The following is a 19,432-nucleotide window of genomic DNA, read 5'->3' on the forward strand; positions in this document are numbered from 1 at the left end:
CGGCGCGTTTTGGCGCGGTCATTTTTTTTCTACACATTTGGGAGAAATTTGCTAGAGTGGCCCCGTGTCCGGTCAAAGGTCCCGACCGGATTGGCAGGGGAGAAGAAGCGCATCCTCTTGCGCTGGCTTGCAAAAAGCACTATATCTTTAACCGGAGAACAGAGGGACCTTGCAGGAATGCTTGAATTCGTTAATGATTTCAGGTGATTTTTGCGAGGTGGGTCGTCTTCCCCTTGTGGGGCGGCCGGCCCGTTGACGATTGAAGAGGGTGTTTTTTTTGGCAAAGGTGAATCTCATTCACTGCTCCGAGGAGGGAGTTATGAACAAGAAACTGCAAGTGTTGCTGGTGGCCGTGGTCGCCCTGCTGCTGGGCTTCAGCGGCCCGGCCATGGCGAAGAAGCAGGTGCCGAAGGTCGACAACTTTATTTATTTCATCGACCATTCGAGCTCCATGGCGTTCTCCTACAAGGGGCAGCGCTATGTCCAGTTCGGCGGCGTCTCCAAGATCATGATGGCCAAGTCCCTGGCCCGTGAGCTCAACAAGATGACCCCCGAGCTCGGCTACAAGGCCGGCCTGTACACCTTCGCCCCGTACAAAGAGTACGCCGCGATGGCTCCGTACAGCCAGGCCACCATGGCTGCCGCCATCGAAAAGATCCAGACAGACTACAGCGTCTACGGCCGCATGACCCCCATGGGCAAGGGCCTGGAAGACCTGGACAAGCTGCCCATCTCCACCCTGTCCGGCAAGACCGGCGTGTTCATTTTCTCTGACGGCGACTCCAACTGCGGCGTCGACCCCGTCGCCGTTGCCCAGTCCCTGAAGGCCAAGTACGGCGACAACCTGTGCTTCTACATCGTCGACCTGTCCGACAGCAAGCATGGCCAGCAGGTGCTGAAGGCCATCGCCGCCATGGGCAAGTGCAACTGCATCGAGCTCGGCGAAGAGCTGCTCCGCAACGAGGCCGCCCGCGAGAAGTTCCTCGAGTGCGCCCTGTACGAGTGGATCGAGGACGAAATCGTCGTCTTCCGCAGCATCTACTTCGACTTCGACAAGTACAACATCAAGCCCGAATTCGTGCCCGTTCTTGAGGAAGGCACCGCCATCATCAAGTCCAAGCCCGGCATGAAGGTCATCCTCGAAGGCCACACCGACAGCATCGGTACCGAACAGTACAACATGAAGCTCGGTCAGCGCCGCGCCGACTCCGTCAAGTCCTTCTTCGTGAAGAAGGGCATCGACGCCAGCCGCATCGAGACCATCAGCTTCGGCGAGTCCGATCCGGTCGCCACCAACAAGACCGCTCAGGGTCGCGCCCTGAACCGCCGGTGCGTGATCAAGTTCAAGAGCATGTAAGCGGGACGGTCCGCCGTCTCCCTGGCCAGACGCCCCTTCGGGGGCGTCTGGCCTTGTATTTTGCACGGAGTGCCTGATGCCAAGCGCTAAAACCCTCGCCGCTCTCGTCTTCCTCCTGTTGGCCGCACCCGGCTCCGCCTGGGCCGGGCTCAATGTCTACCGCGCGGACGGACCGGCTCCCTCGCTTCAGATCGAAGAGCCCAAGCCCCTGGAATACAAGGTCCAGAAGGGCGACTCCGTGGCTGCGATCGCCAAGAAATTTTCCATCACATCCAAGGATCTGATGGCCGCCAACGGCCTGGCCGACGCCAAGAGGCTCAAGGCCGGCCAGACGCTCAAGATTCCCGGCAAAACCGCCCCTACCCCCCCCGCCAAGGCTCTCGCCGCAGCTCCCGCAGCAGCCGCAGCCCCCACAACCGCAAAGGCCGCGCAAGCCAAGCCCGAGCCCATGCCCGTGGAGGCCAAAGCCGATGCTTCGGCCCGCAAGGCCGCCAAGCGTGGGGAAGTGCTGGACCCGGGCGTGGACGACTCCACGCCGGTCAAGGGGAAAAAGGGAAAGAAGGGCAAGTTCGAGCCCGCGCCCGCACCTGCGCCCACTATCGAGGTGGACGACAAGATGCGCGCCTCGTTCGGCAAGACGGGCGTCATCACCAACAGCACCAATGTGCCGCAAAACATCCGTGACGAATTCCTGACCTACGCCAGGAAATGGGTGGACGAACTCGACCGCCTCGGCGTCGGCACCGTGACCAACAAGAAGATCAAAAAGGTCGGCGACCACTGGGAAGCCACCTACCGCGTGATCGTCCGCGAGTCCCTGGGCGCGGAGGTCAAGAAAGTCGAGTACGAGCATACGCCGTATGTGGGCCATATCACCTACATGCAGCGCGTCTACACTTGCGAAGCGCCGACCAAGCAGGCCGCGCTGGCCGGTCCGTACACCTCCAAGGATGAGGCCATCCGCGAAATCTTCAGCTATTCAGGCCAGAAAAAAGCCTGGCGCTAGCAGAGCATCCGCAACATACGAACGCCTCCCAGGCTTGCCTGGGAGGCGTTTTTTTTGGGGAATCGCGGAAAGAGCAAGGGGGGGAGCAGCATTCGCCGGACGACTGGGCAGGAAGCGGCGCCGCGTCTCTCCGACAACAATGCGAAGGATTCAGCGGGCTGTGTTCAAGAGTGACTGCCGGCGTCCATGACCGGATTGCGCAACACGCCGTAGCCCTCGAGCGCCACCTCCACCATATCGCCGGGTTTGAGGTAGCGCGGCGGCGTCAGGGCGAAGCCCACGCCTGACGGCGTGCCGGTGACGATCACGTCGCCTGGGGACAGGGTCATGGCTTCGGACAGCGTCGCCACGAGCATCTCGATGGGAAAGAGCATGTCGGAAGTGGACGCCTCCTGCATGACCTCGCCGTTGACGGTGGTGCTCAGGCGCAGGCCGCACGCGCCGGGTGGCAGCTCGTCGGTGGTGCAGAGCTCGGGGCCGAACGCACCGGTAGCGTCGAAATTCTTGCCGAGAAACCACTGGCTGGTGCGGAACTGGTAGTCGCGCACCGAAGCTTCGTTGAAAAGCGCATAGCCGGCGATATGCGCAAGCGCAGCATCGCGGGGGATGTTGCGTCCGCCGATGCCGATCACGGCGGCGACCTCGCCTTCGTAATCGAGCATGCGCGAGACGAGAGGACGCACGAGCGGCGCGTCGTGCCCCACGAGCGTCGACGCCATGCGCGCGAAAAAAACCGGATGTTCGGGCAGGTTCTTCTGATCGACCTCGATGGCGTGGTCCACGTAATTGAGGCCCACACACAGGATCTTGTCCGGGTCAGGCACGGGTGGCAGCAGCCGGACGGCGGAAAAACGCGCCTGGCAGCCGGTCCCGGCCGCGGCCGCAGCCTCGGCAGCGGCCTGCAGCCCGGCATCGCCCAGGGCAAGGAGCGCTTTCATGCTCGTGGGAAGCCCGGGCGCGGCCAGGGCCAGATCGACGAGGACATCGCCCAGGCGCACGCCAATGCGTGGTCCCGAGGTATGTGCAAACGTGACAAGGCGCATGCGACCTCCCTATCCACTTGCAATCCACACTAAAAGGGAGAGGCGGGGGGCGTCAAGAAGCGGCAAGGACACTGGCATTGCAGTGCTGCAAGCCTGTTGCGTCAGAATGGGTCGCAAACGCCGCAGAGGCAACGCACAGGGCATTTTCGTACAAGCCGGGAGATAAGGACTCGAAAGGCGAAACGTCCGGGAAACGGGCGGAGAGCGCCAAAGGACGTGGTGCCTAGGGCAGCGGCAGGGTCTGCGCTTCGGAAGCGCCGCCAAGTCCGGACAGAAGCCAGGACAACACCGCGGCGCGCAGGTCGGGCGTTTGCGCGGCTGAGGAAAAAAGCCCCAGCACCCCGCTTTTCTTCTTGGGACCGGAAAGCTGCGGCACGTCGCCTTTGAGCCCCGTTTGCGCCTTGACGGAGTCGATGGCGTCTTCCAGGCCACCCAGTTCGTCCACAAGTCCCAGTTCCTTGGCCCTGGCCCCGGTCATGGCGCGGGCGTCGGCAATGGCGGCGATGGACTGGGGCGAGAGCTTGCGCTCCTTGGCGACGTCACCGGAAAATTGCTTGTTGAGGTCGTTGATGAGCCCTTCGAGGTAGGCGCGCTGCTCGGGCGAAAGCGGCTTGAACGGACTGCCGGCGTCCTTGAGTTTGCCTGTGGTCAGGGACTCGAAACTGACGCCGAGCTTCTGCATGAGTTCCGTCACGTTGGCCATCTGCGACATGACGCCGATGCTCCCGGTGATGGTGCCGGGATTGGCGAAAATTCGGCTCGCCGGACAGGCGGCGTAGTAGCCGCCGGAGGCGGCCACGGCGGAAAAGGAAGCCACCACGGTTTTTTTGCGCCCGAGCTTTTTGACCGCCATGTAGATTTCCTGGGAGGGGCCGAACGCGCCGCCCGGGGAATTGATGCGCAGTACCACGCCCTTGACGGAATCGTCTTCGCGCAGTTCACGGATGAAATCCACGGTCTTTTCGGCGTCGGTGATCGTGCCTTCGATGCGCACCACGCCGATGCGCGCGGACGACGGGCCGAGCAACCGCGCGCCGTCGTCGTCTCCCCAAACGCCGAGGGCGGCCGCAACCCCCACGACGAGGATCACGGCCGCCACGGCGACAAGCAACCCGAACAGGCCGGGCCGCCTTTGAGCAAAGGAATCGTTAGCGCTGGGCATCCTCTTCCAACTTCTGGCGCAGCAGTTCGCCGAGGTTGCTGCCGGTGTCCGAAGGCCCGGCGGTGCGGAACTCCTTGGACTTGCGCTTGTCCTCTTCGTCCTTGATGGACTTGATGGACAGGCCCAGGCGGCGTTCGTCGGCGCTGACGTGGATGACCTTGGCTTCGATCTCGTCCCCTTCCTTGTACAGCTCGGCCGGGGTCTTGACCTTCTTCCGGCTGATCTCAGAAACGTGGACCAGTCCCTCGATGCCCTCCTCGACCTCGACGAAGAGGCCGAAGTCCGTGATGTTGGTCACGGTGCCCTTGACCATGGCGCCGACCGGGTAGGTGTCGGGCACGCGGGTCCAGGGATCCTCGGAGAGCTGCTTGATGCCGAGGGTGAACTTCTCGTTCTCCTTGTCCACGGTCAGGACCTTGGCCATGACGGTGTCGCCGCTCTTGAACATCTCGCCGGGGTGGCGGACCTTCTTGGTCCAGGAGATGTCGGAGACGTGGATCAGTCCGTCGATGCCGTCCTCGATGCCGATGAAGATGCCGAATTCGGTGATGTTCTTCACCGAACCCTCAAGGATGGTGCCCTCGGGGTACTTCTCGGCCACGATGTCCCAGGGGTTGGGGCGCACCTGCTTCATGCCGAGCGAGATGCGCTTCTTGTCCGGATCGACGGACAGGACCACGACCTCGACCTCGTCGCCCACATGGACCATCTGGCTCGGGTGGCGCAGCTTGCGGGTCCAGGACATCTCGGAGATGTGCACCAGGCCCTCGACACCGGCCTCGAGCTCGACGAATGCGCCGTAGTCGACCAGGTTGGTCACCTTGCCGGCCAGGCGCGTGCCCTCGGGGTACTTGCCGGCGATGTTCTCCCAGGGGTCGGAGACAAGCTGTTTCATGCCCAGGGAAACCTTCTGCTTCTCCTGGTCGAAGGACAGCACCTTCAATTCCAGTTCGTCGCCGAGGTGCACCAGCTCTTTGGGATGCTTGATGCGCTTCCAGGACATGTCGGTGATGTGCATGAGCCCGTCGAGGCCGCCGAGATCGACGAAGACGCCGTACTCGGTGATGTTCTTCACGCGCCCGGTGACGACCTGGCCCTCCTCGAGGGTCTTGAGCAGGTCCTTGCGCATGGAATCGCGCCGTTCTTCGAGGAGCACCCGCCGGGAAACGATGACGTTGCTGCGGCGGCGGTTGATCTTGAGCACGCGGAATTCGAACTCCTGGCCGACCAGGGCGTCCATGTCGGGCACGGGGCGCAGGTCGACGTGGGAGCCGGGCAGGAACGCCTCGACGCCGCCCAGGTCGACCGTGTAGCCGCCCTTGATGCGGCGCACGATCCGACCCGAAATGACGTCATTTTTTTCCTGGATTTCCTCGAGCTTATCAAAAAGCTGCATGCGCTTGGCCCGTTCGCGGGACAAGTGGATGGTGCCTTCGGATTCGTTCTTGGAGACGACGTAGACGTCGATCTGGTCGCCGACGCCGACTTCGAGTTCGCCGGCGGCGTCAAGGAATTCGTTGACCGGGATCTGGCCCTCGGATTTGAAGTTGACGTCCACCAGGACGTGTTCCTTGCCGATGCGGACCACGATACCCTGGGTGATGGAGCCCTCTTCCATGTCGCCGAAATCCTCATTGAGGTAATTTTCGAGCGCGGCTTCGAAGTTGACTTCCATCTCCATGTTAGGGTTGTTTTTCATTTCCGTGGTTTTGTCCATGAGTTGACCTCCAACGCGATCTATCCCTGTAAAAAGGATTTTTGGTCGTAGCAGAAAGCCCGGAAGGGCACAACCATTATATCCCGGCCGTTCCCGGCCGCTTCTTGCGGCGTACGGCGAAGCGGATAAAAAAGGAAGGCCGCTTTTCGTCAGCGCCGGGCGCGCAACGCCATGGACCGGCGAAAGGCCACGGTGATGGCCCGGGCCGTGTCCACGTCGTAGAGGCGTCGGGCCAGTTCGGCGGCGTAGAGGATCTGCCGGTCCGTGGCGATGCCCGCGGCGATGGCGGCCTTGAGCGTGTCCATGATCTCGGCCTCGGTGCCGCTGGCCACGGCGCAGGCGATGACCATGTCGAGCGCCCTGTCCGTGCGCGCCTCCTCCCAGGCGAGCCGGGCGTATTCGAAGGCGCCGTCCGGGTAGCGTTCGAGGCCGGGCTTGAGAAAGCCCAGGTCGAACACGCGTCCCGCGCCAAGGAGCGCGCCGGCCAGGAAAAGAAAAAGCGCCTGCCCCGGCCGGGTCTCGCGGGCGGGGTCGGGCACGGCCCCGGCGCACGCGGCCTCGGGCAAGAGCGGCAGCGCCGCGCGCACGATGCGCGCGGCCTCGGCCGCGTCGCCCGCATAAAGAAACGTCAGCGCCAGCTTGGCGGCGGCAACGAAGCCTTCGGTCCCGGGCAGGCCCGCGGCCAGGGCCAGAAGCGGACGCGCCGCATCGGCATCGCCGCGCCGGGCCCGGATGCTGCCCAGGGTATGGGCGGCCTCGGGCGCGCCCGCGTCGCCTGCCTCCACGGCCTCGGCCAGGGTGCGCACCGCGTCGTTGTAGAGTCCGCCGTGGCGCAGGGCGTGGAAATAGCCGGCATTGGCCGCGGCGATGCGCCGGCGCGCGTCGCTGCGCCGCGGATTGCCCGGGCCTTTGGCGATGCGTGCGAGAAATTCCCCGGCCCGCGCCCGGCTCGTGTGGACTTCCCGGCAGCGCTCCCGGCCGCGCCTGGCGATTGCCTCGTAGTGGTCCCTGTCGCGTTGCATGTCGGCCAGGATGTCCAGGACGTTTTCGGCGTCGAAAGTGACAAGGTGTTCGCCGTTGGTGAAATGCGCGTCCACGCCGTCCCCGCCGGCCTCGGTCAATAGGACCGAGCCCGAGGCCAGGGCCTGGAACACGCGCAGCGTGAGGCCGCTGAAGAGATTTTCGTTGAGCACGACCTGGGAGCGTGCGAAGAGTTCCTGCATTTCCCGGCGCGTCACGCGCTCCTTTACGACGAGGGGAAAATGCTTTTGCAAGAGCCGCAGCAGGTTTTGCCGCTTGCCGCGATGGACGGTCGTGCGGCCGACGAACGTCAGGAAATGCTCCTTTGGACGCTGCGGCACGAAATCGTCCTCGAGGGCGCAAAGCGGCAGCCATGATGCCGCGATGCCGTACGGGGCAAGCGACGCGACGCTCGCCCGCTGGTCCACGAACACGTCGTCGCACAGGGCGAGCAGGTGGCGCATCCAGAATTCGTTGAGCGGCGTGTCAATGCAGTAGGCGGCGATGCGGCAGCGGCTTTCGTGCATGCGCGGCGGCAGCGCGGCCTTGCCCCACAGTTCCAGCAGCACGAGGTCCGGCGCGGGGCAGGTCGCGGCAACCAGCTCGTCGAAGGCGCTGTCCTGGCGCAGGGGCAGCGGGACGACCTCGTGCCCGAGGCCGCGCAGGCCTTCGCCCAGAAACATGCCGGAATAGGCGATGCGCATCGCTTGCACCTTGCCGGGACCCGACGGACGTCTTCAGGCCAGCGCCACCAGGTCGTAGTCCTTGGCCTCTTCCACGGTCGCCGCGACCATGGCGCCGGGCGCGACGCCCGGGCCGCTCACGTAGGTCACGCCGTCGATCTCCGGAGCCTGGAACCAGCAGCGGCCCAGGTGCAGCCCCGGCCATTCGCCGTGGGCCGCATCCACCAACACCTCCTGGTCCGTGCCCACGTACGTTTCCAGGATGTCCGCGCTGATTTCGCGCTGGACGGCCATGACCGTCTCCACGCGGCGTTCCTTCACGTCGCGGCGCACCTGCCCGGCCATGGACGCGGCCGCCGTGCCCTCCTCGCGGTGGTAGGGGAAAACGCCCAGGTGGTGGAGCCGCGCGCGGGCGACGAAATCGAGCAAGGCCTGGAAATGCTCCTTTTTCTCGCCGGGCAGGCCCACGATGAAGGTCGAGCGCAGGGCCGCCTCCGGGAAGTGCCGCCGCACCCGCTCGACGACGGCCTCCGCCGCCGCGGATTTGGGCCGGGCCATGGCCGCGAGCACTTCGGGATGCACGTGCTGGAAGGGAATGTCGAAATAGGGCAAAAACGGCCGTCCGGCCCCGGCCAGGAAGGAAAGGAGCGATTCGGTGACGCCGGAAGGGTAGAGGTAGAGCAGGCGCAGCCACTTGAGCCCGGTAAGCGGCAGGAGCTTTTCCAGCAACTGCTTGAGCCCTTCCCGCATGCCAAGGTCGCGGCCGTAGGCCGTGACGTCCTGGGCCACCAGCACGAGTTCCGACGCGCCCCGCTCGAGCAGGCCCCGGGCCTCGGCGACGAGGCTCTCCGCAGGGCGGCTGACGAGCCCGCCGCGCAGGGACGGGATGGTGCAGTAGCGGCAGGCGTGGTCGCAGCCTTCGGCGATCTTGAGGTAGGCGTACGACGGCGGCGTGCTGGCGATGCGGCCCATGGGCGCGGCAGGCGTCTCGCCAAGCGCCTCGGCCAGCCGCCCGGGAAGGGCGTCGAGCTCCGAGGGCGTGCCCCAGATGTCCACCTCGGGCATGCCCTTGCGCAGCTCCTCGCCGAAGCGCGCCGGCAGGCAGCCCATGACCGCGAGCTTAGGCCGGGGCGAAAGCGCGCGCAGCGCTTCGGCGGTCTCCAGGATCACGTTCACGGACTCCTCCACCGCCGGAGCGATGAAGGCGCAGGTGTTGATGACCACGAGGTCGGCCTTTTCCGGCGCGTCCACCAGCACATGGGAAAACGGCAGGCCGCCCAGGGCGGTTTCGGTATCCACACGGTTCTTCGGGCAGCCAAGGCTTATGGCGTGCACCCGGCAGGTCTTTGGCATAATGCGGTCTTCCATCCTTGCGGGCTGTCTCGCCCCGAGCTACCATGGGCGTCTGCCAATGGCAAAACCGCCGGCAGCGGCCGGCCCGGAGGGGCCATGCATCAAGACCGCGACCTGCCGCCCCGCCTGTGTCTTTTCGGCGACGGCCGAGCCCTGCTCGACTGCTTCGAACTGTTGCGCCAGGCCGGCATCGACGGCCCCGGCGACACCCTGGCCGGCGCGAGACTGGCCGCCGCGCCCGCGCGCAACGGGGACAGCGGTTCCGCCGTGGCCACGGCTGCCCGCGCAGCCCGGGAAATGGGCATCGACTGGCACGACGACCCGGCGTCCATGCTCGCTTCCGACGCGCCGGGACTGCTTTTCTGCATCGCCGCGGATGCCGCCCCGCCCGGCCCCCTGCCCCAGGGGTGGCGCTGTTACCCCTTCGAGGACGCCACCCTGCTCCTGGAACTCCTCGTACACGCCGCCTGCCCTCATGCCTGCCGGCCGGACATGGCCCGGGCCCGGCGGCTGCTCGCCACCGTGCTCGACCGCATGGACGACGAAATCGCCCTGCTCGGCCCCGACGCCCGGCTCTGCGACGCCAACGCCCGGCTGTCGGCGCGGCTGGGCCGCCCCCGCGAGGCCCTGGCCGGGCTCGCGGCAGCGGAAGCCTTTCCCGATTTCCCGGACCTGGACAAGCCCGGGCCCGAAGGCCGCTCGCCCGTACGCGAGGCCCTGGCCGCCGGCCGCCGGGCCGACCGGGAAAACTCGCGCATCGACCGGCGTGGCCGGCTGCGCTACTTCCGCACCACCTTCTACCCCGCCCCTGGACCGGACGGACGGTCCGACCACATGGCCGTGGTACGCCGCGACGTAACCCAGGACGTCTTCCTGGAACGCCGCCTGCAAAAATCCGAACGCCTGGCCGCCATCGGCGAACTGTCCATGTTCATCTCCCACGAGATACGAAATCCGCTCTTCGCCATCGCCGGCTTCGCCAACGCGCTCTTGCGCGCCAAGGACCTGGGCGAGGCCAGCCGCGAAAAGGCCTCGATCATCCTCCAGGAATCCAAACGCCTCGACGACATCCTCAAGGACATCATCAATTTCTCCCGCCCCGTCAGCGCCAAGCCCGGCGAGGCGGACCTCGGCGACGTGGCCAAACGGACCACCGCGCTCATGCGTCTCGCCATGGAAGCGCAAGGCATACGCCTGACCCTCGACCTGTCGCCCGATGCGCCCATGGCCCGCGGCGATCCCGACACCCTGTCCCAATGCCTGCTCAACTGCCTCAAGAATGCCATGGAAGCCATGCCCCACGGCGGCAACGTCACCGTGTCCACCACCTTGGAGGACGGCCGCGTGCGCCTTTCCGTGACCGACGACGGGCCGGGCATCGCCCCGGACATCCTGGAAAACGTCTTCAACCCCTTTTTCACCACCCGCGACAAACGCGCCGGCCTGGGGCTGGCCATGACCAAGAAAATCGTGGAGGATCTGGGCGGCACGGTGGAACTCGTCAGCACGCCGGGAAACGGCGTCGTCGTCACCCTGTCCCTGCCGCCCTCTCTCGATCTCGCGCCCGAGGAGGTATGATGGGCCCATCGTCCGCATCCGAGCCGCATGTCGTCGTGCTCGCCACCAGAAACGCCGGGAAAATCAAGGAACTGCACGCGCTGCTTGCGCCGCTTGGACTTTCCGTCCAAGGCCTCGACGCCTACCCTGAAATCGGCGAAATCCCCGAAACCGGGGCGACTTTTTTGGAAAACGCCCGCATCAAGGCCCGGGCCGTCTGCCGCGCCACGGGCCGCATCAGCCTCGCCGACGACTCCGGCCTGTGCGTGGATGCCCTCTCCGGCGCGCCCGGCGTCTACTCCGCCCGCTTCTCCGGCGAGAACGCCACCGACGACGCCAACAACGCCAAGCTCCTGGCCGCCATGGCCCTGGTGCCCGAACGCGACCGCACCTGCCGTTTCGTCTCCGTCGTCGTCGCCGCAAGCCCCGACGACCGGGAACTCGTGGCCGAAGGGACCTGGGAAGGCCGCGTCGCCGCCGAACCCGCGGGCGGCGGCGGCTTCGGCTACGATCCGCTCTTTTTCGACCCGCAAGCCGGGAAAACCGCCGCCGAACTGACGCCGGCCGAGAAAAACGGCCGCAGCCACCGCGGCAAGGCCCTGGCCGCCCTCGTGGAGAAGTGGCGGACGGGGTGGACGGAGGTTGCGGCGGGAGAAGGTTGAGGGAAGAAGGGAGATGGGAAGGAAGAAGCCTCCGGCGGCCAGGAGGGGGTGACCCCCTCCTGGACCTCCCCGAGGGGGGGCTGCAAGCGGAGGAGAGAGACGGTCGGTGCACGGCGCGTCGGGGCACATTCCGCGATCACGGGCGCCAGCGGCGAAGGCCGCATAAAAGGGAGAAACGCCATGACCAAGTCGTATCTGCTATACAAGTGCGGCGGCGAAGGACGGGTTCCCCTGGTATTCTTCACGGCCGACGGCGAAAACGAAGCCCGGGAGGCGCCCACCTGGCTCAAACGCAAACACCCCGACAACCAGGGGCTGCGCCTGGGCTCCGGGGAATTCTACGAAATCATCGAACAGGATCTTTGCGCCCCCCAGGAATGGGACGCCGCCCTCGCCGCCCTCGGCAACCCCGCCCCCACAACCAACAGCAAATAACCCCTCCCCCTTTAATAGTTTTTGGGGAAGGTGGGGGGCTCGTGGGGCGAAAAACCCTTTTAAAAAAGGGGTTACCGCCCCCCGAGCCTCTCGCTTTCTCCTCCCCTATCCTATCTCCAATAAAATATCGCGGGCGGCGGCGGCGGGGTCGGGAGCTTTGGTGATGGGTCGGCCGACGATGATGTGGTCCGCGCCGGCGGCGACGGCGGCCTTGGGCGTGGCGGTGCGGGTCTGGTCATCGCGGACGCTGTCCAGAGGCCGGATGCCCGGGGTGGCGATGACCGGTTTCGCGCCCAGGTTCTTGCGCAAAAGCGCGGTTTCGAGCGGCGAGCAGACGACGCCGTCGGCCCCGGCGGCAAGGGAGGTCACGGCGCGCAGCCGCACGAGGTCGGCGAGGCTCCCGGCGAAGCCGGTTTGCTGGAGTTCGTCGGACCCGAGGCTCGTCAACACCGTGACGGCCAGGATCTTGGTGTTGCCCTTGGCTTTCGCCGCCGCTTCCACCACCTGCGGATAGCCGTGGACCGTGGCCAGGGCGATGTCGTGCCCGGCGAGCTGGCTGACGGCCAGGGAGACCGTCTGCGGGATATCGTGGAACTTGAGGTCCAGCATGACCTTGTGGCCCCGGGCGCAAAGCGCGTCGCACACGGCGAAGCCCGCCTCCAGGAACAGTTGCAGCCCGACCTTGAAAAAATCCACGTGCGGCGCGAGCCTGTCGGCCAGTTCCAGGGCGGCGGCGGCCGTCGGTACGTCCAGGGCGACGATGAGGCGTTCGTCGCGGATTGCGGATTGCGGCATAGGCGGAGGACCTCCGGTTCGCGGCGCGCCTTGCAGACCGCATGGACAAGGCGCAACCCGACACACGTGTTGTGCGTATTCGCATAACATTGCCGTGTTTTGCAACGGACCGCAACGCTAGAGGTTGGCGTAGCGTTCGATGCGCTTCTTGTAGGCGGCGATGCCCTCGACCATGCCCTTGGCCAGGGCATTCAGGTAGGCGTCGGAGGTCAGGCGCCTGGCCTCCTCGGGATTGGTGATGTAGCCGAGTTCCACGAGCACGGCCGGCATGTTCGCGCCGATGAGAACGAAGAACGGGGCTTCGTGGGGGCCGCGGTCCCGTGTGCGCCAGGAGCCGCGAAGTTCGGCCAGGGAACGCTTCTGCACGAGCCTGGCCAGATCCTTGGACTCGACCGTCTTGGACGAGAGCATGAGGTCGGTCAGGATCGCCTGCAGGTCGCTGACCTTTTTCTGGGACACGGCGTTTTCCCGCGCGGCCACGCGCACGGAATCCCGGGAATTGGCGAGGTTGAGGGAATAGGTTTCCAGTCCCTCGGAGTCGGCGTCGCTGTGGGAGTTGCAGTGGATGGAGACGAACAGGTCCGCGCCCTTGGAGTTGGCCATTTCCGTGCGCGTCTCCAGGGGGATGAACACGTCCGTCGTGCGGGTGTAGAGGACATTGAAACCTTTCTTGCGCAGCGCCTCGCCGAGGATCTTGGCGAAGCGCAGGTTCACGTCCTTTTCCGTCACGCCGTAAAGTCCTTGCGCGCCGGGGTCCTTGCCGCCGTGGCCGGGGTCGATCATGACCGTGCGCACGGAAAGCCCGAGCTGTTCGAGCAGGCTGCCCATGCGTTTTTTCGCCTCGGCCGAAGGCTTGAGGGGTTTGCCCGGCTTGTCGTCCCGGGGCGAGGCGGAAATGGAGCCTTTCTTGAGCTGTCCGGGCGGCGGTCCCTGGTCCGGACCGCTGGCGTCGGCAAAGACGTTGCCGAGCCAGGTCGCAGGCTTGGGCGTTTCGGGTTTACCGCTTTTCGCGGCCTCGGCACGATATTCCGAGGCCTTGGACTCGCCCGGCCCCGGCGACGCGTTGAGGTCGAGGACGATGCGGAACGGATCGGCCTCGCTGTGGATTTCGTACTGGCGCACGTCGGCCAGTTCCAGCACCACGCGCACAGTTTCGGGGGTGAAATAACCCGCGCGCAGGCGACTGACCGCGCCCTTGGCGAAGCGCTTTTCCGACGGCACGCCCCCGCCGGTGCGGGTGTTGTCCAGGTCGATGTAGAGCAGTTTCGCGGTGTCGCCACCGGAGCGCTTCTGCTCGAGGAGCTGGTAGCGGAACGTGGTTTCCCGGTCGAGGTTCAGGGTGAGCCGGCCGCCGCTTGAGCTCTGGGACACGGTCGCCCGGGTGAGCACGGCGGGTTTGGCCGGGCTTGCCGGCGGCGGGCCGGCTTTTTTCTCCGGCGCGGGCGCGGCCGCCGTGGCCGGGGATTTCTCCGGGGCGGCCGGCGCGTCGAGGGTGGCCAGCATTTCCCTGGCCCGGGCGGCCATGTCGCCCTTGGCATGGCGCGCAAGCAGCAGTTCCAGGTCGGCCCTGGCTTCGTCGGGCTTTTTGAGCGGCCCCTTGAGGATGTCCGCACGGCGCAACAGGGCGTCGTCGGCCCAGGCGTGTTTGCGGAAGGCGTCGGCCATGCGCTTGTAAAGTTCCGCCGCGGTGGCGTAGTCCGCGTCGAGGTAGGAGCGCGCCGCAAGTTCGGCGTTGGTCCAGGCCTGGTAGTAGAGGATCTTCGGGGCCAGGGGATCCTTGCCCGCGGCCTTGGCCAGGGCGGCCAAGCGCGCGTCCAGGGCCTTCCACAGGTCCCGCCGGCCCGAGGAACCGGGGTCCTTGCGCAGCCGGTCGAACTCCTTGACCGCGGCCTGGTAATCCGTGGCCACGTCCGCGGCCAGGGCCGGGCCGGCGGCACAGCACAGGGCGGCGACCAGCGCCGCCGCCCGCAAGAGCATCCGGAGAAAAGCGCTTCCCGACACGCCGCAGGCCTACTCCACGGTCACGGATTTGGCGAGGTTGCGCGGCTGGTCCACGTCCTTGCCCAGGTAGTCGGCCATTTCATAAGCGAAAAGCTGAAGCGCCGGCAGCATGAGAAAGGTGGACAGCGGCCCCCAGGCGGCCGGGATCTCCCAGGGATGGTCCACGTCGAGGTCCGCCCCGGGCTGGGTCAGGGCCACGATCTTGCCGCCGCGCGCCTGGACCTCCAGGAGGTTGGACTTGACCTTGGGGAAAAGCCCGTCCAGGGGGGCCAGGGCAAAGGTGGGGAATTTCGGGTCGATCAGCGCGATGGGGCCGTGCTTCATTTCGCCCGCGGCATAGCCCTCGGCGTGGATGTAGGAGATTTCCTTGAGCTTGAGCGCCCCTTCGAGCGCCAGGGGATAGCACAGGCCGCGGCCGAGGTAGAGGAAGCTGCGCGCCTCGGCGTAGACGCGGCACAGCTCCCGGCCGCGCTGCCGCAGTGCCGGCAGGATGCCATCGAGCAGCGCGGGCAGCCCCTCCAGGGCGGGCACGCATTTTTCAGCCGCCTCTTGCGGCAGCACGCCCTTGCGCTGGCCGAAGGCCAGGGCCATGAGCGTAAGCAGCACGAGCTGCGAGCACATGGCCTTGGTGGAGGCCACGGAGATTTCCGGCCCGGCCTGGGTGTGCACCACCACGTCGGCCTCGCGGGCCACGCTCGAACCGACCACGTTGCAAAGGCCGATGACGCGCGCGCCGCGCGCCTTGGCCAGATGGATGCCGGCCAGGGTGTCGGCGGTCTCGCCGGACTGGCTGATGGCGAGCACGGTGTCTCCGGGACCGAGGATGGGCTCGCGGTAGCGCAGCTCCGAGGCGATCTCGACCCGTGTCGGAATGCCGGCCCACTGTTCGAGGAGGTACATGCCCCACAGCCCGGCGTGGTAGGAGGTGCCGCAGGCCACGATGAACAGGCGCTCGGGCACGGGCACGGCGTCGAGTTCGGGCAGCACGGCCCGCCCCGTGGCGCGGTCCACGCGGCCGGCGAGGCAGTCGGCGATCACGCGCGGCTGCTCGAAGATTTCCTTGAGCATGAAGTGCTTGAAGCCGCCCTTCTGGGCCGCGGACACATCCCAGCTGATGTGGCGCACCGCTTTTTCCACCGGGGCCAGGGTGGCGGCGTCAAGGACCTGCCAGGAGCCGGCGTCGATGCGCGCCATCTCGCCGTCGTCGAGGAAGACCACTTCGCGGGTGTAAGGCAGAAAGGCCGGGATGTCCGAGGCCAGGAAATTCTCGCCCACGCCCACGCCCATGACCAGGGGCGACTGCTTGCGCGCGGCGTAGAGCATGCCCGGGTTGTCGCGGCTGACGACCACGATGGCGTACGCGCCCTCGACCCGGGACAGGGCCTTGGAGATGGCCTCGGCGAGCGAACCTTTTTCCTTGTAGTAGCAGCCGACGAGCTGGGCCAGGACCTCGGTGTCGGTGTCCGACACGCAGCGCACGCCCGTGGCGGCCAGTTCCTTTTTCAGTTCCTGGTAGTTCTCGATGATGCCGTTGTGAACCAGGGCGATGGAACGGGAGGCGTCGGTGTGGGGGTGGGCGTTTTTTTCCGTGGGCAGGCCATGCGTGGCCCAGCGGGTGTGGCCGACACCCGAGGTGGCCAGGTAGACGTTCTGGGCGGCGAGCTTCGCTTCCAGGTTGGCGAGCTTGCCCTCGGCCCGGACCGTGATCAGGTCCTTGCCCTGCAAAAAGGCCACGCCGGCCGAGTCGTAGCCCCGGTATTCCAGGCGCCGCAAGCCTTCGATGATGACCGGAACCGCCGGCCGGTGCCCGCAATACCCAATGATGCCGCACATAAGCACTCTCCCGCCGCGCCGTTGGCGCAAGCCGTTGGCTCTGCGCCGCCGCGGACGACCGTCTCGTCCGCACGCGGCTGCAAACCGCATTCCGGGCCTTCTTAGCCCGCCTGGGCAGGCGTTGCAACACGCGGCGGCGGCGCCGCCCCGCGCCGGGTAAATTGATTTTTTTGTCTGGGTAATAACGACACGCCGACGCCATGCGAGAAATTTTGACCCAACCTTGCAAACGGAAAGGACAAAAGTTCCTCGCCTGCCAACAGGCTATTATTCCAAATGAAATCGTGACATCGCCCCTGTGCCGCCGCGCGCGCAACCGCCAAGACAGTGCGTCAAAGTCCCATGCGGCGTCCCCCTTTCGTCACATTCGAATCCATCCCCTTAAAATAACAAAAGATTAATTCAGGACCGGTATTTGCCATACGCACGCAAACCCCCAAGGTGCGTCACGCGCAAAAGCAACGCATCCGGAAACCGCCCACGGCTTTGGGCGGCTTCCCGCAGCGTTTCTGACGGACTTTGGGGCTGGGGCGGCGACCGCCCCGGCGGGACGCCCCGCGCCGGGACGGCATTTTGGGTTAACGCGTGCTTTAGGCGGGAGGATTCGGGACGACATAAACCAGAAACGGTGGGGGGATGTGATGACGCTGGCTATCTTGATCGCCATTTCCTTGATGTGGCTGCCCGTGGCCCTGCTCTTCCTCGGCTACGGCGAAGCCAAAGGTACGGGGGCCATCTGCGCCTTCGTCGGTGTCTGCGTGGTGTTGGGCGCATTCGTGAACGTCATGCAAAACGACGCTTTCACGGCTGGCCTGCTCTTTGCCCACGGCCTGCTCTATTGCGTGGTGGCCTACGCCCTGCTGGCCGGGCTCTCCGACATGCGCTCCGTTGGCAATGTGAGCTTGACGGTGGCTATTATCTCATTCATCTATATGCTACTCTACTACCACGTGAAAGGAAGCGGCTACTTCACCCTGGCCTGCGCCGGCTACACGGCACTGACGCTCGAGGTATGGCTCAACGCCTACGGCAAACTGTCGGCCAAGCTCCTTGCCTGGTCGCTGATCATATGGGTCCCGGTCGGGCTTTACATCCCGGCCTTTCTGCTTCTGTCGGGCAAGCCGCTGCCGTTCTAGGCGCGCCCTGCCCGTGGCCCGGACCGGTTTGCGGTCCGGGCCTGTCCAATTTTCGCGTCGTCGGTTGCGTTTTGGGGAACAATCGCCTTTGGAGGAGGGAATCATGAAACGTGTATTGTGCATTCTCGCGGCAGTGCTCATGCTGGCAGCCGCCGTCCGCGCCCAGGCAGCCACCGAGGTGCGGATGACGGGCGATGCGCTCGTCTACGGCAACTTTTTCGCCAACCGCAATTTCACCGGCTGGAACAGCGCCAAGTGGATCAACGAGGCCGGCACAATCCTGCCCGCCGGCAGCCGGACCGAAGACCGCTTCGAAATCTGGGAACGGTTCCGCCTGCGCAGCGACTTCGTGGCCAACGAGGCCGTGAAGTTCCGCCTGGGCATCCTGGTCGAGGACGTCTGGGGCCACGGCACCTTCACCGCGGCCAACCCGACCACGGCCGTGGAAGTCTACCAGGCCTACCTGATGTTCAAGTGGCCGGGCTGCGACATCCAGATCTCCGCCGGCCTCCAGCCCGCATCCATCCCGCAGTCCTCGTTCTTCGCCGGCAGCATCGTCTTCGACGAAAACGTCTCGTCCCTGATCATCACCGCGCCGCTGATCCAGGACCACCTGAGCATGGTCCTGGCCTACGTGCGCACCATTTCGAGCGACCGCACCTTCGCGCCGACCACCGAGTCGGTCTACGCCAACGAGGAAGGCTACATGCTGGCGCTGCCCATCACGGTGGAAGGCTTCAAGGCCACCCCGTGGGCACTGTTCGGCGTGGGCGGCAAGGGTGGCCACTACCTGACCGAGGCCGGATGGGCCGAAGGCCTCATTTCCTCGGGCCTGTTCTCCATGGCGCCCGTGGGCTGGAAGAACAACTTCATCACCGCCCTGTGGGCCGGCTCCACCCTGGAAGTCACCGCGCTCGACCCCTTCAAGTTCTACGCCGACGTCATCTGGGGCCAGCACGGCATGAACGAGTACAGGAAGAACGTGCGCAACGGCTGGTTCATCGACGCGGCCGCCGAATACACCGGCATGACCATGATGACGCCGCAAGCCTTCGGCTTCTGGTCCACCGGTGAAGACAACTCCACCCGCAACGGTTCCGAACGCATGCCTAACTTCTTCCCCGGCTCCGGCCGCGGCGGCGAACACGACGGCGGCACCCAGAACTGGAACGCGGGCAACAGCTTCCTGTTCGACGGCGGCCAGGAACTGGTCAAGGGCTCCAACATGGGCATCTCGCCGCTTGGCGCCTACGGCTTCGGCGCGTCGCTCAACAACGTGAGCTTCATCGAACAACTGACCAGCCGCCTGACCTTCGCCTACGTCCACGGCACCAACTCGGCCAAGGCCATCCGCTACGCCAACTTCGTCCTGGGCAGCAACCCGATCTTCCAGATGGGACGCGACCTCACGGACAAGGAATGGGTCATCGGCCTCAACTTCGACTCCAAGTACATGCTCTACGAAAACCTGGCCCTGATCCTCGAAACCGGCTGGGCCCACCCGAGCGAGTTCCAGAGAAGCGTCTGGGGCCGCCGCCTCGCCAACAAGGCCGAGGACGCCTGGAAGGTCTCCTTCGGCCTCAAGTACACCTTCTAACAGCAAGTCTGCCGCAACCGACGCCAAGGCCGGCCCCCCGCACGGGGCCGGCCTTTTTTGTTTGCGTGAGGCGAG

At 65.7% G+C, this 19,432-nt stretch carries 15 protein-coding genes; 7 read left to right on the plus strand and 8 right to left on the minus strand.

Annotated elements, in window-relative coordinates; genetic code table 11:
- The first annotated feature begins 319 nt into the window (after positions 1-319).
- Both Q368_RS0100625 and Q368_RS0100630 read left to right on the plus strand, forming a co-directional pair.
- Complete coding sequence (locus Q368_RS0100625) at positions 320-1,357, plus strand: OmpA family protein (RefSeq protein ID WP_029456798.1); 1,038 nt, start codon at positions 320-322, stop codon at positions 1,355-1,357.
- A gap of 76 nt (positions 1,358-1,433) precedes the next feature.
- Positions 1,434-2,363: a LysM peptidoglycan-binding domain-containing protein gene (locus tag Q368_RS0100630; RefSeq protein WP_029456799.1), complete on the plus strand. Its 930-nt coding sequence runs from the start codon at positions 1,434-1,436 to the stop codon at positions 2,361-2,363.
- 164 nt (positions 2,364-2,527) lie between these two features.
- Here the strand turns inward: Q368_RS0100630 and Q368_RS0100635 are convergent, their stop codons facing one another.
- From Q368_RS0100635 to rimO, 5 genes are all read right to left on the minus strand, one after another.
- Positions 2,528-3,406 carry a fumarylacetoacetate hydrolase family protein gene (locus Q368_RS0100635; protein WP_029456800.1) on the minus strand — a complete coding sequence of 293 codons (879 nt, stop codon included), beginning with the start codon at positions 3,404-3,406 and terminating at the stop codon, positions 2,528-2,530.
- A gap of 223 nt (positions 3,407-3,629) precedes the next feature.
- Positions 3,630-4,568, minus strand: a complete 939-nt coding sequence (gene sppA, locus Q368_RS0100640) for a signal peptide peptidase SppA (RefSeq protein ID WP_029456801.1) — start codon at positions 4,566-4,568, stop codon at positions 3,630-3,632.
- Positions 4,555-6,285 carry a 30S ribosomal protein S1 gene (locus Q368_RS0100645; RefSeq protein ID WP_029456802.1) on the minus strand — a complete coding sequence of 577 codons (1,731 nt, stop codon included), beginning with the start codon at positions 6,283-6,285 and terminating at the stop codon, positions 4,555-4,557. The genes sppA and Q368_RS0100645 overlap by 14 nt, the downstream gene beginning before the upstream one ends.
- A gap of 149 nt (positions 6,286-6,434) precedes the next feature.
- Positions 6,435-8,009 carry a glycosyltransferase family protein gene (locus Q368_RS0100650; RefSeq protein ID WP_029456803.1) on the minus strand — a complete coding sequence of 525 codons (1,575 nt, stop codon included), beginning with the start codon at positions 8,007-8,009 and terminating at the stop codon, positions 6,435-6,437.
- A 33-nt stretch (positions 8,010-8,042) separates the two neighbouring features.
- Complete coding sequence (gene rimO / locus Q368_RS0100655; RefSeq protein ID WP_029456804.1) at positions 8,043-9,341, minus strand: 30S ribosomal protein S12 methylthiotransferase RimO; 1,299 nt, start codon at positions 9,339-9,341, stop codon at positions 8,043-8,045.
- Positions 9,342-9,437: 96 nt separating this feature from the next.
- Here rimO and Q368_RS0100660 point away from each other — a divergent pair, with 96 nt between their 5' ends.
- The 3 genes from Q368_RS0100660 (at position 9,438) to Q368_RS0100670 (ending at position 11,995) form a co-directional block, all read left to right on the plus strand.
- Positions 9,438-10,919: a two-component system sensor histidine kinase NtrB gene (locus Q368_RS0100660; protein WP_029456805.1), complete on the plus strand. Its 1,482-nt coding sequence runs from the start codon at positions 9,438-9,440 to the stop codon at positions 10,917-10,919.
- Entirely contained in the window at positions 10,919-11,560 is a 642-nt protein-coding gene (locus tag Q368_RS0100665; RefSeq protein ID WP_029456806.1) for an XTP/dITP diphosphatase, read from the plus strand. The genes Q368_RS0100660 and Q368_RS0100665 overlap by 1 nt, the downstream gene beginning before the upstream one ends.
- Before the next feature lie 180 nt (positions 11,561-11,740).
- Positions 11,741-11,995, plus strand: coding sequence for a hypothetical protein (locus Q368_RS0100670; protein ID WP_029456807.1), 255 nt, complete (start codon positions 11,741-11,743; stop codon positions 11,993-11,995).
- Between the two features lie 105 nt (positions 11,996-12,100).
- Here the strand turns inward: Q368_RS0100670 and pyrF are convergent, their stop codons facing one another.
- The 3 genes from pyrF to glmS form a co-directional block, all read right to left on the minus strand.
- The gene (pyrF, locus tag Q368_RS0100675) at positions 12,101-12,790 is read right to left on the minus strand and encodes an orotidine-5'-phosphate decarboxylase (protein WP_029456808.1); all 690 of its coding nucleotides are present in this window, start codon (positions 12,788-12,790) and stop codon (positions 12,101-12,103) included.
- A gap of 117 nt (positions 12,791-12,907) precedes the next feature.
- On the minus strand, positions 12,908-14,767 hold the full coding sequence (locus Q368_RS0100680; RefSeq protein WP_029456809.1) for an N-acetylmuramoyl-L-alanine amidase: 1,860 nt from the start codon (positions 14,765-14,767) through the stop codon (positions 12,908-12,910).
- 33 nt (positions 14,768-14,800) lie between these two features.
- Complete coding sequence (gene glmS / locus Q368_RS0100685) at positions 14,801-16,624, minus strand: glutamine--fructose-6-phosphate transaminase (isomerizing) (protein ID WP_029456810.1); 1,824 nt, start codon at positions 16,622-16,624, stop codon at positions 14,801-14,803.
- A gap of 641 nt (positions 16,625-17,265) precedes the next feature.
- Between glmS and Q368_RS0100690 the strand changes: the two genes are divergently transcribed.
- Both Q368_RS0100690 and Q368_RS0100695 read left to right on the plus strand, forming a co-directional pair.
- Complete coding sequence (locus tag Q368_RS0100690; RefSeq protein ID WP_029456811.1) at positions 17,266-17,760, plus strand: AmiS/UreI family transporter; 495 nt, start codon at positions 17,266-17,268, stop codon at positions 17,758-17,760.
- Between the two features lie 103 nt (positions 17,761-17,863).
- Entirely contained in the window at positions 17,864-19,357 is a 1,494-nt protein-coding gene (locus Q368_RS0100695) for an outer membrane homotrimeric porin (RefSeq protein ID WP_029456812.1), read from the plus strand.
- Positions 19,358-19,432 lie beyond the last annotated feature (75 nt).

Origin of the sequence: Solidesulfovibrio alcoholivorans DSM 5433 (assembly GCF_000702665.1) — a bacterium.
Taxonomy (GTDB): domain Bacteria; phylum Desulfobacterota; class Desulfovibrionia; order Desulfovibrionales; family Desulfovibrionaceae; genus Solidesulfovibrio; species Solidesulfovibrio alcoholivorans.

Excerpts from the sequence above, each read along its gene's own strand:
- Q368_RS0100625 (WP_029456798.1), top strand. The coding sequence starts at position 320 with ATGAACAAGAAACTGCAAGTGTTGCTGGTGGCCGTGGTCGCCCTGCTG.
- Q368_RS0100635 (WP_029456800.1), bottom strand. The coding sequence starts at position 3,406 with ATGCGCCTTGTCACGTTTGCACATACCTCGGGACCACGCATTGGCGTG.
- Q368_RS0100630 (WP_029456799.1), top strand. The coding sequence starts at position 1,434 with ATGCCAAGCGCTAAAACCCTCGCCGCTCTCGTCTTCCTCCTGTTGGCC.
- Q368_RS0100680 (WP_029456809.1), bottom strand. The coding sequence starts at position 14,767 with ATGCTCTTGCGGGCGGCGGCGCTGGTCGCCGCCCTGTGCTGTGCCGCC.
- glmS (WP_029456810.1), bottom strand. The coding sequence starts at position 16,624 with ATGTGCGGCATCATTGGGTATTGCGGGCACCGGCCGGCGGTTCCGGTC.
- Q368_RS0100690 (WP_029456811.1), top strand. The coding sequence starts at position 17,266 with ATGACGCTGGCTATCTTGATCGCCATTTCCTTGATGTGGCTGCCCGTG.
- pyrF (WP_029456808.1), bottom strand. The coding sequence starts at position 12,790 with ATGCCGCAATCCGCAATCCGCGACGAACGCCTCATCGTCGCCCTGGAC.
- Q368_RS0100665 (WP_029456806.1), top strand. The coding sequence starts at position 10,919 with ATGGGCCCATCGTCCGCATCCGAGCCGCATGTCGTCGTGCTCGCCACC.
- Q368_RS0100645 (WP_029456802.1), bottom strand. The coding sequence starts at position 6,285 with ATGGACAAAACCACGGAAATGAAAAACAACCCTAACATGGAGATGGAA.
- rimO (WP_029456804.1), bottom strand. The coding sequence starts at position 9,341 with ATGCCAAAGACCTGCCGGGTGCACGCCATAAGCCTTGGCTGCCCGAAG.
- Q368_RS0100660 (WP_029456805.1), top strand. The coding sequence starts at position 9,438 with ATGCATCAAGACCGCGACCTGCCGCCCCGCCTGTGTCTTTTCGGCGAC.
- Q368_RS0100670 (WP_029456807.1), top strand. The coding sequence starts at position 11,741 with ATGACCAAGTCGTATCTGCTATACAAGTGCGGCGGCGAAGGACGGGTT.
- Q368_RS0100650 (WP_029456803.1), bottom strand. The coding sequence starts at position 8,009 with ATGCGCATCGCCTATTCCGGCATGTTTCTGGGCGAAGGCCTGCGCGGC.
- sppA (WP_029456801.1), bottom strand. The coding sequence starts at position 4,568 with ATGCCCAGCGCTAACGATTCCTTTGCTCAAAGGCGGCCCGGCCTGTTC.
- Q368_RS0100695 (WP_029456812.1), top strand. The coding sequence starts at position 17,864 with ATGAAACGTGTATTGTGCATTCTCGCGGCAGTGCTCATGCTGGCAGCC.